General features: G+C 62.9%; 22 protein-coding genes. 12 read left to right on the top strand and 10 right to left on the bottom strand.

Annotation, left to right across the window (positions count from 1 at the left end; all coding sequences use genetic code 11):
• Window positions 1-35: 35 nt before the first annotated feature.
• The 6 genes from NTA49_RS04480 (at window position 36) to NTA49_RS04455 (ending at window position 3,840) form a co-directional block, all read left to right on the top strand.
• Window positions 36-677 carry an ATP-dependent Clp protease proteolytic subunit gene (locus NTA49_RS04480; protein ID WP_258293459.1) on the top strand — a complete coding sequence of 214 codons (642 nt, stop codon included), beginning with the start codon at window positions 36-38 and terminating at the stop codon, window positions 675-677.
• Between the two features lie 172 nt (window positions 678-849).
• On the top strand, window positions 850-2,115 hold the full coding sequence (gene clpX / locus NTA49_RS04475) for an ATP-dependent Clp protease ATP-binding subunit ClpX (RefSeq protein WP_258293458.1): 1,266 nt from the start codon (window positions 850-852) through the stop codon (window positions 2,113-2,115).
• A 78-nt stretch (window positions 2,116-2,193) separates the two neighbouring features.
• Window positions 2,194-2,556: a RidA family protein gene (locus NTA49_RS04470; RefSeq protein WP_258293457.1), complete on the top strand. Its 363-nt coding sequence runs from the start codon at window positions 2,194-2,196 to the stop codon at window positions 2,554-2,556.
• An 88-nt stretch (window positions 2,557-2,644) separates the two neighbouring features.
• Window positions 2,645-3,028, top strand: coding sequence for an NADH:ubiquinone oxidoreductase subunit NDUFA12 (locus tag NTA49_RS04465; RefSeq protein ID WP_258293456.1), 384 nt, complete (start codon window positions 2,645-2,647; stop codon window positions 3,026-3,028).
• Window positions 3,029-3,484 (top strand): outer membrane lipid asymmetry maintenance protein MlaD, encoded by a 456-nt coding sequence (gene mlaD, locus NTA49_RS04460; RefSeq protein ID WP_258293455.1) that lies wholly within the window; start codon window positions 3,029-3,031, stop codon window positions 3,482-3,484.
• Window positions 3,481-3,840 carry a DUF2155 domain-containing protein gene (locus NTA49_RS04455; protein ID WP_258293454.1) on the top strand — a complete coding sequence of 120 codons (360 nt, stop codon included), beginning with the start codon at window positions 3,481-3,483 and terminating at the stop codon, window positions 3,838-3,840. The genes mlaD and NTA49_RS04455 overlap by 4 nt, the downstream gene beginning before the upstream one ends.
• Here NTA49_RS04455 and aat read toward each other — a convergent pair.
• From aat to accB, 3 genes are read right to left on the bottom strand one after another with little or no spacing between them, the layout of a single operon-like run.
• Entirely contained in the window at window positions 3,804-4,436 is a 633-nt protein-coding gene (gene aat / locus NTA49_RS04450; RefSeq protein ID WP_258293453.1) for a leucyl/phenylalanyl-tRNA--protein transferase, read from the bottom strand. The genes NTA49_RS04455 and aat overlap by 37 nt on opposite strands.
• Window positions 4,436-5,788, bottom strand: coding sequence for an acetyl-CoA carboxylase biotin carboxylase subunit (gene accC, locus NTA49_RS04445; protein ID WP_258293452.1), 1,353 nt, complete (start codon window positions 5,786-5,788; stop codon window positions 4,436-4,438). The genes aat and accC overlap by 1 nt, the downstream gene beginning before the upstream one ends.
• Window positions 5,789-5,798: 10 nt before the next feature.
• On the bottom strand, window positions 5,799-6,296 hold the full coding sequence (accB, locus tag NTA49_RS04440; RefSeq protein WP_258293451.1) for an acetyl-CoA carboxylase biotin carboxyl carrier protein: 498 nt from the start codon (window positions 6,294-6,296) through the stop codon (window positions 5,799-5,801).
• 160 nt (window positions 6,297-6,456) lie between these two features.
• On the opposite strand from accB, the gene NTA49_RS04435 reads away from it, so the two are divergent.
• Complete coding sequence (locus tag NTA49_RS04435; RefSeq protein WP_258293450.1) at window positions 6,457-7,920, top strand: class I adenylate-forming enzyme family protein; 1,464 nt, start codon at window positions 6,457-6,459, stop codon at window positions 7,918-7,920.
• Between the two features lie 21 nt (window positions 7,921-7,941).
• Here NTA49_RS04435 and NTA49_RS04430 read toward each other — a convergent pair whose 3' ends face one another.
• The 5 genes from NTA49_RS04430 to NTA49_RS04410 form a co-directional block, all read right to left on the bottom strand.
• Window positions 7,942-8,697, bottom strand: coding sequence for an ABC transporter ATP-binding protein (locus NTA49_RS04430; protein ID WP_258293449.1), 756 nt, complete (start codon window positions 8,695-8,697; stop codon window positions 7,942-7,944).
• A gap of 11 nt (window positions 8,698-8,708) precedes the next feature.
• A complete protein-coding gene (locus NTA49_RS04425) occupies window positions 8,709-9,470 on the bottom strand; it encodes an ABC transporter ATP-binding protein (protein WP_258293448.1) in 762 nt (253 codons plus the stop codon).
• Between the two features lie 10 nt (window positions 9,471-9,480).
• Window positions 9,481-10,710, bottom strand: coding sequence for a branched-chain amino acid ABC transporter permease (locus NTA49_RS04420; RefSeq protein ID WP_258293447.1), 1,230 nt, complete (start codon window positions 10,708-10,710; stop codon window positions 9,481-9,483).
• A gap of 3 nt (window positions 10,711-10,713) precedes the next feature.
• A complete protein-coding gene (locus NTA49_RS04415; protein WP_258293446.1) occupies window positions 10,714-11,745 on the bottom strand; it encodes a branched-chain amino acid ABC transporter permease in 1,032 nt (343 codons plus the stop codon).
• Window positions 11,746-11,837: 92 nt separating this feature from the next.
• Entirely contained in the window at window positions 11,838-13,202 is a 1,365-nt protein-coding gene (locus NTA49_RS04410) for a substrate-binding protein (RefSeq protein ID WP_258293445.1), read from the bottom strand.
• A gap of 247 nt (window positions 13,203-13,449) precedes the next feature.
• Between NTA49_RS04410 and NTA49_RS04405 the strand changes: the two genes are divergently transcribed.
• From NTA49_RS04405 to NTA49_RS04385, 5 genes are all read left to right on the top strand, one after another.
• Window positions 13,450-14,742, top strand: a complete 1,293-nt coding sequence (locus tag NTA49_RS04405) for a helix-turn-helix domain-containing protein (protein WP_261368149.1) — start codon at window positions 13,450-13,452, stop codon at window positions 14,740-14,742.
• A 131-nt stretch (window positions 14,743-14,873) separates the two neighbouring features.
• Window positions 14,874-15,242 (top strand): response regulator transcription factor, encoded by a 369-nt coding sequence (locus NTA49_RS04400; RefSeq protein ID WP_258293443.1) that lies wholly within the window; start codon window positions 14,874-14,876, stop codon window positions 15,240-15,242.
• A 3-nt stretch (window positions 15,243-15,245) separates the two neighbouring features.
• On the top strand, window positions 15,246-15,527 hold the full coding sequence (locus NTA49_RS04395) for a hypothetical protein (RefSeq protein WP_258293442.1): 282 nt from the start codon (window positions 15,246-15,248) through the stop codon (window positions 15,525-15,527).
• Window positions 15,524-18,217, top strand: a complete 2,694-nt coding sequence (locus NTA49_RS04390) for a sensor histidine kinase (protein WP_258293441.1) — start codon at window positions 15,524-15,526, stop codon at window positions 18,215-18,217. The genes NTA49_RS04395 and NTA49_RS04390 overlap by 4 nt, the downstream gene beginning before the upstream one ends.
• A 101-nt stretch (window positions 18,218-18,318) precedes the next feature.
• Complete coding sequence (locus NTA49_RS04385) at window positions 18,319-19,485, top strand: FliM/FliN family flagellar motor switch protein (protein ID WP_258293440.1); 1,167 nt, start codon at window positions 18,319-18,321, stop codon at window positions 19,483-19,485.
• 7 nt (window positions 19,486-19,492) lie between these two features.
• Here the strand turns inward: NTA49_RS04385 and NTA49_RS04380 are convergent, their stop codons facing one another.
• Window positions 19,493-19,918 (bottom strand): TIGR01244 family sulfur transferase, encoded by a 426-nt coding sequence (locus tag NTA49_RS04380; protein ID WP_258293439.1) that lies wholly within the window; start codon window positions 19,916-19,918, stop codon window positions 19,493-19,495.
• An 85-nt stretch (window positions 19,919-20,003) separates the two neighbouring features.
• Entirely contained in the window at window positions 20,004-20,249 is a 246-nt protein-coding gene (locus NTA49_RS04375; protein ID WP_258293438.1) for a hypothetical protein, read from the bottom strand.
• Window positions 20,250-20,258: the final 9 nt, after the last annotated feature.

Below are 20,258 nucleotides of genomic sequence, written 5' to 3'. Positions count from 1 at the left end.
GTATGGTCCCGCAAAGACTGACGAGGCAGGAACCCATGCACGATCCCATCGACACATACATGAACACTCTGGTCCCCATGGTGGTGGAACAGACAAGCCGCGGCGAACGCGCCTATGACATCTTCTCGCGCCTGCTGAAGGAGCGGATCATTTTCCTGTCCGGTCCGGTGCATGACGGCATGTCGTCGCTGATCGTGGCACAGTTGCTGCACCTTGAGGCGGAGAACCCCAGCAAGGAAATCAGCATGTATATCAACAGCCCCGGCGGCGTTGTGACATCTGGCCTGTCGATCTACGACACCATGCAGTACATCAAGCCCAAGGTCAGCACGCTGGTCATCGGACAGGCGGCCTCGATGGGCTCCCTGCTGCTGACGGCCGGCGCCGAAGGCATGCGCTTCTCGCTGCCCAACAGCCGCGTGATGGTGCACCAGCCCTCGGGCGGCTATCAGGGTCAGGCGACCGACATCATGATCCACGCACAGGAAACCCAGAAGCTGAAAACGCGTCTGAACGAGATTTACGTGCATCATACCGGTCAGACCCTGGAAAAAGTCGAGGCGGCGCTTGAGCGTGACAACTTCATGTCCCCCGAAGAGGCGAAAGACTGGGGCCTGATCGACGAGATCGTGGCCAACCGCGACAAGGCCGAAGAGGCCAAGGACGACGCCAAGTAAGGTGCCGTAAAGCACGGGACACAAGGTGCCCGAGCGCCACCAGCAGGCATTCGGGCATTTTGACATTGTGGACGGTCTGGGGCTGGCTTAAACTGGCCCCAACATCCTCGAAACAGGCTGCGACGTCATCGGGCGGGGCAGTGACAAACGGCAAAAACCTGAAAGGGTGGACATGGCGAATACTTCCGGCGGCGACAGCAAGAATACGCTTTACTGCAGCTTTTGCGGCAAAAGCCAGCACGAGGTCCGCAAGCTGATTGCGGGACCGACCGTTTTCATCTGTGATGAATGCGTTGAACTGTGCATGGACATCATCCGCGAAGAGACCAAGGCCAGCGGGCTGAAATCGACCGACGGCGTGCCCACGCCCAAAGACATCTGCGGCGTGCTGGACGATTATGTGATCGGTCAGGCGATGGCCAAGCGGGTGCTGTCTGTGGCGGTTCATAACCACTACAAACGGCTGAACCATGCCCAGAAGGGCGGCGACATCGAGCTTTCGAAATCCAACATCCTGCTGATCGGCCCCACCGGCTGCGGCAAGACGCTGCTGGCGCAGACGCTGGCGCGCATCCTGGATGTGCCGTTCACGATGGCGGACGCAACGACGCTGACCGAAGCGGGATACGTGGGCGAGGATGTGGAAAACATCATCCTCAAGCTGCTGCAATCGAGCGAATACAACGTCGAGCGGGCGCAGCGCGGCATCGTCTATATCGACGAGGTCGACAAGATTACACGCAAGTCCGAAAACCCGTCGATCACCCGCGACGTGTCAGGCGAGGGCGTGCAGCAGGCGCTGCTAAAACTGATGGAAGGCACCGTCGCATCGGTGCCGCCGCAGGGCGGGCGCAAGCATCCGCAGCAGGAATTCCTGCAGGTGGATACGACGAACATCCTGTTCATCTGCGGCGGTGCCTTTGCCGGTCTGGACCGGATCATCGCGGCGCGCGGCAAGGGCTCGGCGATGGGGTTCGGTGCGGATGTGCGTGACAACGACGCGCGCGGCATCGGCGAGATTTTCACCGACCTCGAGCCAGAGGATCTGCTGAAATTCGGTCTGATCCCGGAATTCGTCGGCCGTTTGCCGGTTCTGGCGACGCTGGAGGATCTGGACGAGGACGCGCTGGTCACCATTCTGACCCAGCCCAAGAACGCGCTGGTCAAGCAATACCAGCGTCTGTTCGAAATCGAGGACACGGTGCTGACGTTTACCGACGACGCGCTGACCGCGATTGCCAAACGCGCGATTCAGCGCAAGACCGGCGCGCGGGGCCTGCGGTCGATCCTGGAAGACATCTTGTTGAACACCATGTTTGAACTGCCGGGTCTCGACAGCGTGACTGAAGTGGTCGTGAACGAGGAGGCGGTAAATTCCGACGCCGCCCCACTGATGATCCACGCCGATGCGGAAAAGACCCCTGCGACTGCAGGCTAAGGCAGATGCCTTGGGATAGTATGACAAAGGCGGCGCTTTTCGGGTGCCGCCTTTTTTCGTGAAACAGTGGGAAACAACATGACGATCAAGCGGATACATTCAGGCGGCGCATTCGAGGCCAAAATCGGCTATTGCCGCGCCGTGGTTGCGGGCGGCTTTGTCCATGTGGCGGGCACCGTGGGGCAGGGCGACACCGTCGAGGCGCAGTGCGCCGACGCACTGGCCACCATCGGCAAGGCGCTGACCGAGGCGGGCAGCGGGTTCGAGAACGCCGTACGCGTGACCTATATGCTGCCCAAGGCCGCTGATTTCGAAGCCTGCTGGCCGGTGTTGCAGGAGGTGTTCGGTGAAAACCCGCCCGCTGCGACGATGATCGAATGCGGTCTGATTGACCCGAAGTATCTGATCGAGATCGAAGTGACGGCCCTGGCGGGCGCGTAATCGCCCGAATAGCCAACTGCGCGCACCTGTCCACTGGACCTTGGACGCGCGATGCGGCATAGACAGGACAAAGCTTTCGGAGGCCGAAATGGGTATTCTCAAATCAATGTTGCGCGCGGTGACGTGGTGGAACGGGCAAACCCTGAACACGCAGTTGTTCACTTGGCGCAAGGGCAGCAAGGTCGGCGAGGATGCCGAGGGCAATATGTTTTACCGCAATGCGGACGACAGCAAGCGCTGGGTGATCTTCAACGGCGAGGCGGAAGCGTCGCGGATCGACCCCAGCTGGCACGGTTGGCTGCACCGCACCTGGGACGAGCCCCCGACCGACAAGCCGCTGATCCACAAGGTCTGGGAAAAGCCGCATCAGGAAAACCTGACCGGCACCGCGCTGGCCTATGCGCCCGCAGGGTCGATCCGGCGCGTACAGCCCGCCGAGCGGACCGATTACGAGGCGTGGAGCCCCGAATAAATGTCTGAGAACACAACAGAAGTTCTGGTGGGCGGGGTCGTTCTGGCCGCCGCCGTGGCCTTTGGCATCTATGCGGCGCAGGCGGCAGGGCTAAGTACGGGTGGCGACAGCTATCCGTTGCAGGCCAGCTTTCGCAGCCTCGAGGGGATCAGCGTCGGGTCAGACGTGCGGCTGGCGGGCGTGAAGGTCGGGACCGTGTCCGGCGTATCCCTGAACCCCGAAACCTTTCGCGCCGACACCACCGTGGCGCTGGCAAACACCATTGAAATCCCCGACGACAGTGCCATCGTGATCAGCTCCGAAGGGCTGCTGGGCGGCAATTTCGTCGAGATCGTGCCGGGCGGATCGCCTTTCGCTTACGAGCCGGGTGACGTGATCACTGACACCCAAGGGGCCGTTTCCCTGATTTCGCTGCTGTTGAAGTTCGTTAGCGGCGGCGACGGAGCATCAGAGTGAGAGGCCCGATCGTGGCCCTCTGCGCGGCGATGTTTGCGCTGCCCCTCTCGGCGCAGGAAACCTCGCAGGCGGGTGGCGCGGTTCTGCGCGGGCTGGATACGTTCAACGGCCATGTGACTGACATGGAAGTGGCCACCGGCCAAGGCGTCGAATTTGGCCGCATGAACATCGTGGTACGCGATTGCCGCTATCCCGTGGGCAACCCGTCGGGCGATGCGTTCGTCTCGCTTGAGATCAGCCAGACAGGCCGCGAGGGCGTGATATTCTCCGGCTGGATGATCGCCTCGGCCCCGGCGCTGAGTGCTATGGAACACCCGCGCTATGACGTCTGGGTGCTGCGCTGCACCACATCGTAAAGCGTGGGTGGCGGCAGCATCGTAAAGCTTGCATTGTCTTTCAACGCCGCCTCAAGCATCCGGTGATAGCCCGCGCGTGACACCTCGACACCGCCCAGCGACGCCAGGTGATCGGTCAGGAATTGCGTGTCGAACAGGGTGAACCCACACCGCCGCAGGTGATCGACGCAGGCGCCCAGCGCCATTTTCGACGCATTGGTGCGCCGCGAAAACATGCTTTCGCCAAAGAATGCGCCGCCCAAGGTCACACCATAGACGCCTCCGATCAGCGCGTCGCCTTCGTATAGTTCGAACGAATGGGCATGCCCACCCCGGTGCAACGCATTGTAAAGCCCTCGGATTTCAGCGTTGATCCAGGTCTCTGATCGGTCGGCGCAGGCGGCAACGGTGCCGTCGAAGTCTGTGTTGATCGCAACCCGCCAGTCGCTGCGGCGCATGGCGCGGGCAAGGCTGCGGGACATGTGAAACCCGTCCAGCGGCATCACCCCGCGTTTGCGCGGATCGACCCAGAAAATCTCCGGGTCGTCGCGGTGTTCGGCCATCGGAAAGATCCCGATGCTGTAGCCGTGCAAGAGAATCTCTGGCGTGAGATCCATCAGGCAGGCTGCAGATGCGTCTCCAGCCAGTGTTCCAGCCAGTGAATGTTGTAGTTGCCGGAATGGATGTCGGGCTCTTGCAACAGCGCATCGAACAGCGGGATCGTGGTGTCGACGCCATCGACGATCAACTCGCCCAAGGCACGCTGCAGACGCGCCAGCGCCTCGGGCCGGTCGCGTCCGTGCACGATCAGCTTGCCGATCAGGCTGTCATAGTAGGGCGGGATCGAATAGCCGTCATAGAGCGCGGAATCCATGCGCACGCCCAGACCGCCGGGCGCGTGGTACTGCGTGATCCGACCGGGGCAGGGCGCAAAGTTGGGCAGACGCTCGGCGTTGATGCGGACCTCGATGGCGTGGCCGTTGATCTTCAGGTCTTCTTGGGTGAACGACATCGGCAGGCCCGACGCCACGCGGATCTGTTCGCGCACCAGATCGACGCCGAAAATCCCTTCGGTGACGGGGTGTTCGACCTGAAGCCGGGTGTTCATCTCGATGAAGTAGAACTCGCCGTTCTCGTACAGGAACTCGATCGTGCCGGCACCGATATAGTTGATGTTGGCGCAGGCGTCGGCGCAGATCTTGCCGATGCGGTCGCGTTCTTCCTGGGTGATCGTGGGGCCGGGGGCTTCTTCGAACACCTTCTGGTGGCGGCGTTGCAGCGAACAGTCGCGCTCGCCCAGGTGGACCGCGCGGCCCTTGCCGTCGCCGAACACCTGAATTTCGATGTGACGGGGCGTGGTCAGATATTTCTCGATATAGACTTCGTCGTTGCCGAAGTTCGACTTGCCCTCGGCGCGGGCCGTCATGAAGGCGCGTTCCATGTCGGCTGCGGTCTGAGCGACTTTCATGCCTTTGCCGCCGCCGCCGGCGGTCGCCTTGATGATGACGGGATAGCCCATCTCCTCGCCGATGCGCTTGGCGTCTTCGAGCGTGTCAACGCCGCCCTCCGAGCCGGGAACGCAAGGCACGCCGAGCTTTCTCATCGTGTCCTTGGCGGTGATCTTGTCGCCCATGACGCGGATGTGGTCGGCGGTGGGGCCGATGAATGTCAGGTCGTGGTCCTGAACGATCTGCACGAAGGCCGCGTTTTCGGACAGAAAGCCATAGCCGGGGTGGACCGCTTCGGCACCGGTGATTTCGCAGGCCGCGATGATCGATGGGATCGACAGGTAGGACTGTGTGGACGAGGGCGGGCCGATGCACACGCTTTCGTCGGCCATGCGTACGTGCATCGCGTCGCTGTCGGCGGTCGAATGCACGGCGACGCTGCGGATGCCCATTTCGCGGGCCGCGCGGATCACGCGCAGGGCGATCTCTCCGCGGTTGGCGATCAGAATTTTATTGAACATGCTCAGACCCTTATTCCAGGATCACAAGCGGTGCGCCAAATTCGACCGCAGCGCCATCATCAACCAGGATACGCTTGACGGTGCCGGCGCGGGGGGCCGGAATGTGGTTCATGGTCTTCATCGCCTCGACGATCAGCAGCGTGTCGCCTTCGGCCACGGTGGTGCCGACAGAGATGAACGAAGGCGCGCCGGGTTCGGCCTGCATGTAGACCGTGCCGACCATCGGCGAGGTCACAGCGCCGGGGTGGTCGGCGGGGTCTTCGTCGGCGGCGGGCGCGGAGGAGGCCGGAGCCGCAGAGGCGGCAGCAGCAGCCGGGGCCGCGGAATATTGTGCGGGCGCGGGCGCATAACCTGCGACGGGCGGGTGTTCGCGCGTGACGCGCACGTTCAGGCTGTCGTCTTCGGCATAGTCGCGTTTGACCTGAAGCTCTGTCAGGTCGTTTTCGCGCAGAAGCTCGGCCAGCGCCTTGATAAAGGCCACGTCGTCATCGTGTTTGTTCTTTGTCATTGTCGTCCTCGACCTCTTGTCAGGGGCTTCGGGCGCCCCCTGTTCTGGGGGCAGGTTATAGGCCAGAAGTGGCGCATTGGAAAGCATGGCTTTGCCAGATTGAAGCAGGCCCGCCTGCGCGCCATAGTGCGCGCCAAGGGATGCGAGGAGATGACATAAAATGAACTTGGCAACATGGCTGGAACGCACCGCCGCCGCGACACCGCGCGCGCCCGCGTTGTTCGAGGGGACCGAAGGCGTCGCCGATTACGGCAGGTTCGACAGATTGGCACGCGAACTGGCCGGCTGGCTGGGCGCACAAGGCGTGGCACCGGGCGACCGCGTGGCGATCTTCATGGCGAATGTGCCCGATTACCTGGTGGTGATGTGGGGCTGCTGGTACGCAGGGACCGCCGTGGTGCCTATCAACGCCAAGCTGCACGGGCGCGAGGCGGCGTTCATACTTGAGGATTCCGGTGCGCAGGTGGTTTTTGCCACCGCGGCGCAGGCTGACGCGCTGCGCGCCGCCAAGGTCGGCGCGCGGATCGTCACGGATCTGCCGCAGGGCACTTCGCTGGTGCGCCCCGTGCGCCGTGCCGAACATGATCTGGCGTGGCTGTTCTATACCTCGGGGACCACGGGCAAGCCCAAGGGCGTGATGCTGTCGCACGGCAACCTGATGGCGATGGCGCTGAGCTATTTTGCCGACGTCGATCAAGTGTCAGCCAGTGATGCGGCCCTCTATGCCGCCCCGATGAGCCACGGTGCGGGCCTCTATAACCTGATGCACGTGCGGATCGGCGCGCGGCATGTCTGCCCGGCGTCGGGCGGGTTCGATCCGGCGGAAATCCTTGATCTGTCAGAACATTTTGGTGGGGTGCACATGTTTGCGGCACCGACGATGGTGACGCGGCTGACCAGTTACGCCAAGGCGTCTGGCCGCGCGGGCGAAGGCCTGCGCACCGTGGTCTATGCGGGCGGGCCGATGTATCTGGCCGATATTCTGGCCGCGCGCGAGACCTTTGGCGATGTGTTCGTCCAGATCTATGGGCAGGGCGAATGCCCGATGGCGATCACGGCGCTGTCGCGGTGCGATGTTTCGGGTGACGACATGGCGCGGGTGGCGTCGGTGGGGCGCGCGCAATCCTGCGTCGAGGTGGCGATTGCCGACAGTGACGGCGCGCCCCTGCCCACGGGTGCGGCGGGCGAGATCATGGTGCGCGGCGCGCCGGTGATGCTGGGCTATTGGAACAATCCACGCGCCACCGCCGACACGCTGCGCGACGGCTGGCTGATGACGGGCGACATCGGTGTGCTGGATGCGCAGGGATATCTGACCCTGCAGGACCGGTCCAAGGATGTGATCATCTCGGGCGGCAGCAACATCTATCCGCGCGAGGTCGAGGAGGTGTTGCAAAGCCATCCGCAGGTCAGCGAAGTGTCGGTGGTGGGGCGTCCGCATGCCGACTGGGGCGAAGAGGTCGTGGCCTTTGTCGTGGGCACCGCGACCGACGGCGAGCTGGACGCGCTGTGTCGCGCGCAGATCGCGCGGTTTAAGGCGCCCAAGGCCTATGTGCATGTCGACGCATTGCCCAAGAACAACTATGGCAAGGTGCTGAAGACGGAACTGCGGGCGCTGCTGTAAGGCGCGCGCCCGCCTGACGGATCAGATCGCGAGGTATTCTTCGCGCAGTTCCTTGTTATCGAGCACTTCGGCGGCGGTGCCGTCGAAGACGATGCCGCCGGTGTCGAGAATCACCGCACGGTCCGCCAGTTGCAGCGCGCGCACCGCGTTCTGCTCGACGATCACTGTGGTGATGCCCTGATCCTTGATGATGCGCAGGGTCTTTTCGATCTCGTCCACGATCACCGGGGCCAGCCCCTCATAGGGTTCGTCCAGCAGCAGCACCTTGATGTCGCGGGCCAGCGCGCGGGCAATCGCCAGCATCTGCTGTTCACCGCCCGACAGGGTCACGCCCTCTTGCATCCGCCGCTCACCCAGACGGGGGAACAGGTCGTACAGACGCTCGATCGACCAGCCGATGGGCGGCGCGATCTGGGCCAGCTTCAGGTTTTCCTCGACCGTCAGCCCCTGGATGATCCGGCGATCCTCGGGCACCAGCCCCAGACCCGCCTGTGCTGCCTCATAGCTTGACATGGTGTGCAGCGGCTTGTGATCCAGCCAGATCTCGCCCTTGCGCACCTCTGGGGTCCCGATGCGCGCAATCGAGCGCAGGGTGGATGTCTTGCCCGCACCGTTGCGGCCCAGCAGGGCCAGGATTTCGCCCTCGTGGACGTTAAAGCTGACGCCTTGCACGATGTAGCTTTCGCCGTAATAAGCGTGCATGTCCCAGACTGACAGAAAGGCGGGGGCTGTTGCGGCGTGGTTAGCGTTCTTCGAGAAGTCGGGTTTGGTGTTCATCTGTCCCGTCCTTATGCGGCTTGGGTTTCGCCAAGATAGGCTTCGCGCACCTTTGGGTGCCCCTTGATCTTGTCGGGTGTGTCTTCGACCAGCGGAGTGCCCTGCGCCAGAACGGTGATCCGTTCGGCGAGTGAAAATACCACGTGCATGTCGTGTTCGATGATCACGATTGTGATGTCGCGCTGGTCCCTGATCTGCTTGAGCAGGTCGATGGTGTTGTTGGTGTCGGCGCGCGCCATGCCCGCGGTGGGTTCGTCCAGCAGCAGCAGGCGCGGTTCCTGGCTGAGGCACATGCCGATTTCCAGCCGCCGCTTGTCGCCGCGCGACAGCGATGCGGAATGCATGTGCCGCTTGTCGGCCATGTTCATCTCTTCCAGCATGTGCTCTGCCCGCTCAACGATCTCGCGGTCTTTCAGCATGTTGGTCATCGCGTTCAGCCCGAACGACCCGTCGCGCTTGGCAAAGCAGGGGATCATCATGTTTTCCAGCACCGACAGATCGCCAAAGATTTCCGGCGTCTGGAACACCCGGCTGATGCCCATCTGGTTGATCTGGTAGGGTTTGCGCCCCAGCACCGATTGGCCGTCGAACAGCACCGACCCGGTGTCGGGCATCAGCTTGCCGACCAGACAGTTCAGCAGCGTCGACTTGCCCGCACCATTGGGCCCGATGATGGCATGCACGCTGTGCTCCGCGATGCTCAGGTTCACGTCTCCCAGAGCCTGCAACCCGCCGAAGCGTTTGTTCACATTCTTGACTTCGAGAATACCCATCGTCGCTCTCCTATTCGGCTGGATGGTTGCGTTGCTTGGCTTCGGCCTTGGCCGACCGTCTTGTGCGGCCGGTGATCATGCCGCCCAGACGTTTGCCGCCCTCGACCAGCCCGCCGGGCAGGAAGATGATGACGATCATGAACAACAGACCCAAGGTCAGATGCCAGCCCTTGCCCACGAAGGGATGAATGATCGTGACGAGGAAATCCTCGATCCCGTCGGGCAGGAAACCCAGCCATTGATGCAGCACGCTGTCGTTGATCTTGCTCAGGATGTTCTTGAAATACTCGTTGAACCCGGCGCCCAGGATCGGGCCGATCAAGGTGCCGACACCGCCCAAGATCGCCATGATCACGATTTCGCCCGATGCGGTCCAATGCATCCGCTCGGCCCCGGCCAGCGGGTCCATCGACGACAGCAAGCCACCCGCCAGACCGGCATAGACGCCCGAGATGACAAAGGCAGCCAGCGTATAAGGCTTGGTGTTCAGGCCGGTGTAGTTCATCCGCTGCTGGTTCGATTTCACCGCCCGCAGCATCATCCCGAAAGGCGAGCGGAAGATGCGGATCGAGATGTAGAACGAAATTAGCATGATGATGCCGCACAGGTAATAGCCGGCGTTGAAGGTGAACAGCCAGTCACCCAAGCGCAGTTCGTAGCTGTCGCGCATCGCGATCCCGAAGAAGTTGGTCACCGGCAGCGATCCATCGGGCGTGGTCGATTGCCCCAGAATGCGCGGGTCGGTCAGCAGCAGTTGCAGGCCGGTCTCGCCATTGGTCAGGTTGAAGTTTGACGACGGGTTGCCCAGCACCGAATAGGCCAGATTGTACGACATCTGTGCAAAGGCCAGCGTCAGGATCGAGAAATAGATGCCCGAACGGCGCAGGCTGACATAGCCGATGGCCAGCGCAAAGATGCCCGCCACCACCATCGAAAGCAGGATGCCGGGGATCACGTTCATGCCCAGCAGCTTGAACATCCACACGGCGGAATAGGACCCCACGCCCAGGAACGCCGCGTGGCCAAAGCTGAGGTAGCCGGTCAGGCCGAACAGGATGTTGAACCCGATCACCAGGATGCCGAAGATCACGAACCGCTGCATCAGGTCGGGGTAGCCCGCGTTGAACATCTGCGCGAGGCTGGACCCCTGTGGAAAGGGGTTCAGAAGGAAGGGCGCAAGTGCGACCATCACGATGACCACCACGAACAGGGTAAAGTCTTTTTTGGTCAGTCCGAGCATGTCTTATTCCTCCATCACGCCCTTGCGGCCCATCAGGCCGCGGGGGCGGGTCAGAATGATGATGATGGCAACCACGTAGATGATGATCTGGTCGATGCCGGGGAAGATCGCCTTGACCTCGTTCATCGAGGCGAAGGCTTCGAGGATGCCCAGCAGGAAGCCTGCCAGCACCGCGCCGGGCAGCGAGCCCATGCCGCCGACGACGACCACCACGAAGCTGAGCACCAGAAAGTCCATGCCCATGTGATAGTTGGGCGAATTGATCGGCGCATACATCACACCCGCCAGCCCTGCGACGGCGGCGGCGATGCCGAACATGATGGTAAAGCGGCGGTCGATGTTGATGCCCAGAAGGCCCACGGTTTCTCGATCCGCCATGCCCGCGCGCACGACCATGCCGAAGGTGGTGAATTGCAGGAACGCAAAGACCGCGCCGATGATGACGGCAGCAAAGGCAAAATAGACCATGCGCCAGTAGGGGTAGATGATCGCGTTGGGATCGAACCCGATCAGCACGCCGAAATCGAACGATCCGCGGAACACTTCGGGCGCGCCGGTGGGGATCGGGTTGGCGCCGTAGAATGCCTTGATCACTTCCTGAAGCACGATGGCGAGGCCGAATGTGACAAGGATCTGGTCCGCGTGGGGGCGTTTGTAGAAGTGTTTGATCAGGCCGCGTTCCATGATGAAACCCAAGGCGACCATGATCGGAATTGCAAATACGATGGCCAGCGGCACCGACCAGTCGATCAGGGCGGCCCCCATTTCGGGGCCAAACCAGCTTTCGACGTAGGGCGTGCTGATCTTGGCGGGATTGCCGAGGAAATCGGTCTTGGTCGGGTCCTCGACGACGGTGGACAGCGTCAGGATACGCTGCACGGTCACGGCGCAGAAGGCGCCGATCATGAACAGCGCCCCGTGGGCAAAGTTGACCACGCCCAGTGTGCCAAAGATCAGGGTCAGGCCAAGGGCGATCAACGCATAAGCGGAGCCCTTGTCGAGACCGTTGAGAAATTGAAGGATTATCTGATCCATCGTCCCACTCGTTTATGTTCAGGAAAACTGCCTGCGCCGCGCGGCAGGGAATGCGGGGCAGGCTGGTGCCCGCCCCGCATGGCTGACCGGTCTTAGGCGCCGGGGTTGCACGAACCCAGCGCACCGCCCGAGAACATCGGGTGATCGACGGGGTATGTGACCTGCTCGGTCGGCGTGACTTCGACGATTTCCACGAGATCGAATTCGTTCTCGGGGTTTTCCTTGCCACGCACGACCACGACGTCCTTAAAGCACTGGTGGTCGCCTGCACGGTAGAGCGTCGGGCCGTTGCCCAGACCGTCGAATTCGAACCCTTCCAGGGCCTCGACGACGGCGCAGGGGTTGAACGATCCGGCGCGCGTGACGGCGTCAGCATAAAGCAGCGTCTGCGCATAGCAGGTCTGAGCGGCCTGGCTGGGCGGGAAGCCGTATTTTTCGCCGAAGGATTTGACGAAAGCGTTGGTGCCCGCGTAACGGTCGCCCTTTTCGTTCTCCAGTTTCCAGTCCCAGTTTTGCGAGCCCACGATACCGGCGATGTTTCTGCCTGCACCCTTGGCCATCAGCTCGGAATAGAGCGGAACGACAATCTCGAAGTTCTTGCCGTTGGCTTGTTTTTCACGCAGGCCAAACTGCACGGCGTTGGTCAGCGAGTTGACCATGTTCCCGCCGTAGTGGTTCAGAACCAGAACATCTGCGCCCGAGTTCAGAACCGGCGCGATATAGGACGAAAAGTCGGTTGCGGCCAGCGGCGTGCGGACCTTCTCGACGGTATCCCAGCCCAGTGCTTCGGTCGCGGCTGCGATCGATTCTTCTTGCGTCCAGCCCCAGGTATAGTCGGCCGTCAGGTGATAGGCGCGGCGATCTGTCCCGTAAAGCTGCTCAAGCACGGGTGCGAGGGCGGCGGCGGACATGTACGCGTTGAAGAAGTGGCGGAAACCGTTGGCTTTCTTGTCCTTGCCGGTGGTGTCGTTCGAGTGGGTCAGACCCGCCATGAAGATCACGCCGGCCTCTTGGCAAAGGCCCTGCACAGCCACGGCCACGCCCGAGGACGAACCGCCCGAGATCATGATCGCGCCGTCTTTTTCGATCATCGACTTGGCCGATGCGCGGGCTGCGTCCGATTTCGTCTGCGTGTCGCCGGTGACGAAATCGACCTTCTTGCCCATGATGCCGGTGCCGTCCAGAACCTTGGACGAGAACGTGCTCATCATGCCGCCGTCGCCCTGACCGTTCAGGTGTTCGACCGCCAGCTCGAAGGCGCGCAGCTCGTCCGCGCCTTCGTCTGCGTAGGGTCCGGATTGGGGTACGTTAAAGCCCAGCGTGACCGTGTCGCCGGTGGGCGCGTTGGTAAAGCCGGAATGGGCCGCCGCACTCAGATACGTCGGCAGCGCAAGGCCCGCGCCGGCGATGCTGCCGGTCTTGAGCACGCCGCGGCGTGTAAAGTTCGAATTGGACATGAAAATCCTCCCAGTTGTTGAAAAGCGCCCGCCGACTCCTCCGTCCGCACGACCGCATGCACCACGCCTGTTGGTGCACAGTGCAAAGATGTTATCGCCTGCTTTTGGAAAATTGCGCAATAACCCCCTTGAAAATCACAACTATTTTGTAAACAACTGAACAGAATACAGGTGCATACTGTAAATTAACTTATGTCGCGGCGCAGAAAGCCATTGAAAAAGCCCAACAATGCTCGAGAGGTTGACGATGATCCGGGACACTCTGACAGGCAGCCGCATCCGGGAGCGCCGGGTGATCGCAGGACTGAAACAGGCGGATCTGGCGCGCCAGATCGGAATTTCGGCCAGCTATCTTAACCTGATCGAACACAACCGGCGCAGAATCGGCGGAAAACTGCTGTTGAACATCGCGCATGTGCTGGGGGTCGAACCTTCGGCGCTGACCGAAGGGGCAGAGGCCGCTTTGATCGCCTCCTTGCGCGAGGCGGCAAACGACGTGGGCAAGGGCGTGGCCGAGGTCGAGCGGGTGGAAGAGTTCGCAGGCCGCTTTCCCGGTTGGGCCGAGGTGCTGGCAGGCGCGCACCGCCGCGTGCTTTCGCTGGAACGCACGGTCGAGACCCTCAGCGACCGGCTGACGCACGATCCGCAACTGGCCACCTCGATGCACGAGGTTCTGTCGACCGCCGCCGCGATCCGCTCGACTGCGTCGATCCTGGCGGATGACACCAACATCTCGCCCGACTGGCAGGCGCGGTTTCATGCCAACATCGACCAGGACAGCCGCCGTCTTGCCGACAGTGCCAAGGCGCTGGTGACTTATCTCGACGCCAACACAGAAGAGACCGGCAATGCCTCACCGCAGGAAGAGGTCGACGCGTTTCTCGATGCGCAGGGTCACGGGTTCGACGGGCTGGAGGCTGGCACGCAAACGGTCGACGCGGTGCTGGCCGGTGCGCCGCAACTGGCGTCAGTCGCGGCACAGCATTTGGCGCGGCAGGTTCTGGGCCAGATCGAGGCCGACGCCCGCGCGGTCAGCCGCGATGCCCTGGCAGAGGCTCTGACAGAGACGGGCATGGACCCGGTGGCCCTTGCCCAGCGGTTCGGGGTGTCCGTCGCGCGCATCCTGCGCAGGCTTGCGGCACAGCCCGACACCCAGCGCGGTCTTGTGGTCAGTGACCGCGCGGGCAGTCTGGTGTTCCGCCGCCCCGTCGAAGGCTTTTCGATCCCGCGTTTCGGGGCGTGCTGCCCGCTCTGGCCGCTGTTCCAGGTGCTGATGCATCCCGGTCAGGTGCTGCGCGAGCGGGTCCAGCAGCAGGGCCGCCGCGTCGCAACCTTCGACTGTTTCGCGGTGGCCGAGCCTGTGGGGCCTGCGCAATACAACGCGCCGCAGCTGGTTCATGCGACCATGCTGATCCTGCCCGTGACCGCACCGGATCAAAGCCAGCCACCGGGCCGCCCCGTCGGATCGACCTGCCGCGTCTGCCCGCGCGAAGCTTGCGCAGGCCGCCGCGAGCCGTCGATCCTGAGTGTTGGCTTTTGAAGGGGGCTTTTGACAGGCACCGCTTTTCGATCAATAGTCTGCGATCAAGGGGGAGTTCCACGCGCAGCGATGCCGCGTGGGGTCGTCGCAGATGACAGCGACGGGGGCCGTTCGGGGAGGAATGGACGCCAATGGACAAGCATGTTTTGCTGGTCGAAGACGAAGTGAACATCATCGAGGCCATGAGTTTCTTGCTGAAACGCGAAGGCTGGAAGGTGGACACGCATTCGGACGGGGCCACTGCCGTGTCGGCGATCCGCGACGCGCGGCCCGACCTGGTGGTGCTCGACTATATGCTGCCGGGCAAGAGCGGCATCGCGATCCTGACCGAATTGCGCGCCTTGCCGGATTTCGCCGCCCTGCCGGTGCTGATGTTGACTGCACGCGGGCAGTTGCGCGACCGCGAAGAGGCGGAACGGGCCGGGGTCAACCGTTTCATGACCAAGCCGTTCTCCAACACTGAAGTGTTGAACGCCGTGCGCGATCTGGTGCGGGTCTAGGTCATGGCGCGCGGCCCGTCCTCTCCGGTGTTTCTGGAACGACGCAGCTATCGCCGCCGCCGGATGCAGGACGCGCAGCGGCTGTTGCCGGTGTTGGGACTGATGCTGTGGATGGTGCCAACGCTGTGGCCGTCGGGCGACGAGGCGGGGCATGTTGCGATGTCGGGCGTGATCTACTACATCTTCGGCGTGTGGTGCGTTCTGATTGGGCTCAGCGCATGGCTGTGGCGCGGGCTGCGACGCAGTGCCGAGGACGCGGCATCTGATCCGAAGCATGATCCGTGACCGCCTCGCTGAACCTGCTGATCGGCGTCAGCCTGATCTATGTGGCGTTTCTCTTTGCCGTGGCCTTTGCCGCCGAACGCGCCGCCGTGCGCGGACGCAGCGGCTGGTTGCGCACGCCGCTGGTCTACACGCTGTCACTGTCGATCTATTGCACCGCCTGGACGTTCTACGGCGCGGTAGGATACGCGGCGCGGTCGGGCATGGAATATGTCACCATCTACCTCGGCCCGTCGCTGGTGATGATCGGCTGGTGGTGGGTGCTGCGCAAGCTGGTGCGCATCGGTCGCAGCCAACGGGTGACGTCGGTCGCCGACCTGATTTCGGCGCGCTATGGCAAGTCGAACACGCTGGCGATCGTGGTCACGGTGATGGCCGTGGTCGGTGTGACACCCTATATTGCGCTGCAATTGCAGTCGGTTACGCTGGCCTTGTCGGCCTTCGCCGGGCCTCCCGCTGCGGATGGAAGCGCAGGCCTCAACATGCTGTCCTCGGGCTTTTGGGTGGCTGCGGGACTGGCCGTGTTCACCGTTCTGTTCGGCACGCGCAACCTGAACGCGAACGAGCGTCACGACGGTGTGGTCATCGCCATCGCGGTCGAGGCCGTGGTCAAGCTGGTGGCGCTGATAGCCGTGGGCATCTTCGTGGTCTGGGGCATCGCGGGCGGGGTTCGTCCGATGATGGAACAGATCGACGCAAGTGCCTTGGGCACATGGCAGGTCGACCGCAGCCGTTGGGCCGCGCTGACCGTGCTGTCGGCGGCGGCGTTCCTGTGCCTGCCGCGCATGTTTCAGGTGCTGGTGGTCGAGAACGACGACGAGCGCCACGTGCAGATCGCAAGCTGGGCCTTTCCGGTCTACCTGATGCTGATGAGCCTGTTTGTGGTGCCGATTGCAGTGGTGGGCCTGAACCTCTTGCCGCCGGGATCGAACCCCGATCTTTTCGTGGTCAGCGTGCCGCTGGCCGAAGGGCGCACCGGGCTTGCCGTGCTGTCGTTCCTGGGCGGTTTCTCCTCGGCCACGTCGATGGTGATCGTGGCGACGCTGGCCCTGTCGACGATGGTGTCGAACCACGTGGTGATGCCGATCTACCTCAGCCTCAAACCGGGGGGGGCCAGCATGTCAGGCGATGTGCGCAGCGTGATCCTGCGCGCGCGGCGGCTGTCGATTTTGCTGATCATCGCACTTGGCTATCTTTACTACGTTCTGTCAGGCGGCAGCGGTGCGCTGGCTGCCATCGGGCTGATTTCCTTTGCCGGTGTGGCACAGTTCCTGCCCGCGATGCTGGGCGGCATCTTCTGGCGCGGGGCGACGCGAGTGGGCGCACTGTCGGGGCTGTGCCTGGGCTTTGCAATCTGGGTCTATGCCTCGCTCTTGCCCAGCTTCGGCCAGGGCGCGGTGCTGCCCGCATCGTTCTTCGAGGTCGGCCCCTGGGGCATCGGCTGGCTGCGCCCCTATGCGTTCTTCGGGATCGAGGGGATCGACCCCACAGTGCATGCGGTGCTTTGGTCGCTGTTGCTGAACACCTGCGTCTTCGTGGTAGGCTCGTTGCTGAGCTTTCCCAAGCCGTTGGAGCGATTGCAGGGCGCGCAATTCGTCAACGTCTTCGACCATTCGGGGCAGGCGCGCGGCTGGCATGCGTCCGTCGCTGCGTCGGAGGATCTGATGATCATGGCGCAGCGTATCCTGGGGGCCGCCGAAGCGCAGGCGCTGTTTCGTGCTGCTGCGCGCGAGCAGGGGATGATTGGCCATCTGCCCGAACCGAACCCTGCGTTTCTGGAACGGCTGGAACGCGAACTCTCGGCTTCGGTCGGGACCGCGACTGCGCATGCGATGGTCAGCCAGATGGTCGGCGCGGCCTCGGTCTCGGTCGAGGATCTGCTGGCGGTGGCGGACGAATCCGCGCAGATGCTGGAATATTCCAGCCAACTCGAAACGAAATCTGCCGAGCTCAGCCGCACCGCCGGGCAATTGCGCGAGGCCAACGACAAGCTGACGCAATTGTCGGTGCAAAAAGACGCATTTCTGGGCCAAATCAGCCACGAATTGCGCACGCCGATGACCTCGATCCGCGCCTTTTCCGAGATCATGCGCGATGCCGAAGGGCTGAGTGCGGCGGAAAAGACCAAATACGCCTCGATCATCCACGTCGAGGCGATCCGGCTGACCCGCCTGCTGGACGATCTTCTGGACCTCAGTGTGTTGGAAAACGGTCAGGTCAGCCTGAACCCCGCCACGGGGCGGCTGGACGCGGTGCTGGATCACGCGGTGATCACGGCCGGGGCCAGCGGCGACGGGCGGCTGCGGATCGTGCGGCACAAAACGACCGCCGACACCATGCTGACCACCGATATGGACCGGCTGGGGCAGGTGTTCATCAACCTGATCACCAACGCGCAGAAATATTGCCGGGCCGAGGCGCCGCAGCTGGAGATTTCGGTGCGCGCCACGCCTGACATGCTGAGGGTCGAATTTCGCGACAATGGAACGCCGATCCCCGATGCCGCGCGGGCGCTGATCTTCGAGAAATTCGCCCGCGTGGCCGAAGGCGACGGGTCGGGCGCGGGTCTGGGGTTGGCCATCTGCCGCGAGATCATGGCGCGCCTGGGGGGCGATATTTCCCATGTGCCGCAGGCCTCGGGCAATCTCTTCGTGGTACAGATGCCGCGCGCGGCGGCGCTGGCTGCGCAATAGGCGTGGCCTGGGGGGGGGCTGGGCCGAAACTGGGCGATTTAAAGGCTATGGTAACCAATACTGCCTAGGACAGAGGTATCCTTTCGCAGGGCAGGGGTGCCATGAGCGCTAACGACCCGACATTATCAGTGCTGCATCGCAAGACGGCGGCCGGACAGCAGCAGCATCAGGCGCGGTCGGTGACCGTCGCCAAGGCGATGCGGCTGTCGATTGCCAAGGTGGCGAAGGATGTCTTCAACATGGCGATGCAGGCGATTGGTCTGGTCGTCGAGGAACGCAGCCAGGAGGCGTGCATCGAAATGATGGATGATATCGCCCTTCTTGTGCTGCTTGACGGGCCGCAAGGCCGCGTGGGTGCCGCGATGATCGACGCGGGGCTGGTCGGCGGGCTGATCCAGCAGCAGACCATGGGCCGCGTATTGCCCGCCATGGACGATCCGCGCCCGATGACCGAAACCGATGCCGCGATGTGCGCCCCGATGCTGGACGCGCTTTTTGAAAGGGCGGCAAACGCTGTCGAGGACGAGGCCGACAGGGCGCTTTTGCAGGGCTATAGCTTTGGCGTCCGCGCGGAAGAGCCGCGCCTTGTCGGCATGGCGCTGGAAGAACCTGTGTACCGCGTGATCCGCCTGACACTGGACCAGGCGCGGGGCGCGCGGCAGGGCGATCTGGTGCTGTTCCTGCCGCCCGTGGCCGACCCTGATGACGGCACACGCAGCATAGCGGACCATGCCGAAGTTTCTGCCGAGGGGGCCACGGCCAATCTGACGGATGTGGTGATGCACCTGGAGGCGGAGTTGATGGTGCAGCTGTGCCAGTTGCGGATGAACCTTGCGGATCTGACAGGGCTTGCCGCCGGTGATACGCTGTTGTTGCCGCTGGGCACCTTCCCCAAGACGCGGATCATCGCGCAGTCGGGCAAATGTCTGGGGACGGGCACGCTGGGGCAGGTGGACGGGCTGCGCGCGCTCAAGCTTGACCGCGAACCGTCGCATGCCGACAAACCGCTCAGGCGTGCATCTGATCAGGCCGACGTCGAGATGCCGCAGGTGTCGCAGATCACGGTGGGGCAATCGGCGGTGCCCAACCTGCCTGCGCTTGCGCCGCTTGCCGAACTGGGCGGGGCGCCGATGGCAGCCATGCCCAATTTCGATGATATGAAACTGCCCGAACTGGATGATCTGCCGGACCTGAGCGATCTGCCAGACCTGAATGATCTTCCGACGCTGAACGATCTAAATGACCTGCCGGATCTGAAATCTGCCTGAGGTGGTCTCAGGCCCCCGAAAGTGCTGTCAGGGTGGGCCGCAGTCCTTCCAGATCATAGCCGCCCTTCTGTGCGGTCGCCAGGATGTCGTCCACGCTTTGCGTGCCCGCCTGACCCAGCGCCCAGATCACCGTGCAGCGGGTGCCGGATGCGCAATAGGCCAGAACCTTGCCCGGTGCATCGGCGGCAAAGCCCATCTGCGCCGCGACATTGTCAGGGGTCATCGTCTGGTGGGTCAGGGGCAATACCTTGAACGCAAGCCCCGCAGCCTCTGCCGCCTGGGCCATCACGTCGGCATGGTGGCTGGGCGGAATCTCACTATCGGGCCGGTTGCAGATCACGCAAGTAAAGCCGGCCTCGGCGATTGCGGGCATGTCCGCCGGATCAATCTGGGGCGAGACGAAATAGTCGGGGGTGATTTGACGTATATCCATGGCAAAACGTCTAGGCCGATGCCGCGCGCCTGTCCAGTATCCGCGATGCGGCACGTCGCGCCAAATTCCACTGCGGTGCGCCGTCTCAGCCCAGGATGATGCCCATCACGACCATCATCAGCCCAAAGGCCGAAATGAACAGCGCGCCCAGGTTCAGCGGCACCACGCTTTTCAGCACGGCGCGCATGGCGTCGTCGTCCAGCCCCGCCCGTTTGGCGCGCGTCACGCGGACGATGCACCAGACCAGCCCGACAAGGCCCACGAAGGAGATGCCCACACCGGCCCAGATCAGCAGGTCGAACACCGTGATTGTCGAAGTTTCTTCTATCATGCGCCTGCG

Source organism: Pseudosulfitobacter koreensis (assembly GCF_024733015.1).
GTDB lineage: Bacteria > Pseudomonadota > Alphaproteobacteria > Rhodobacterales > Rhodobacteraceae > Pseudosulfitobacter > Pseudosulfitobacter koreensis.
The sequence above is the reverse complement of the archived record's forward strand: the minus strand, read 5'-3'. Positions and strand labels throughout refer to the sequence as shown.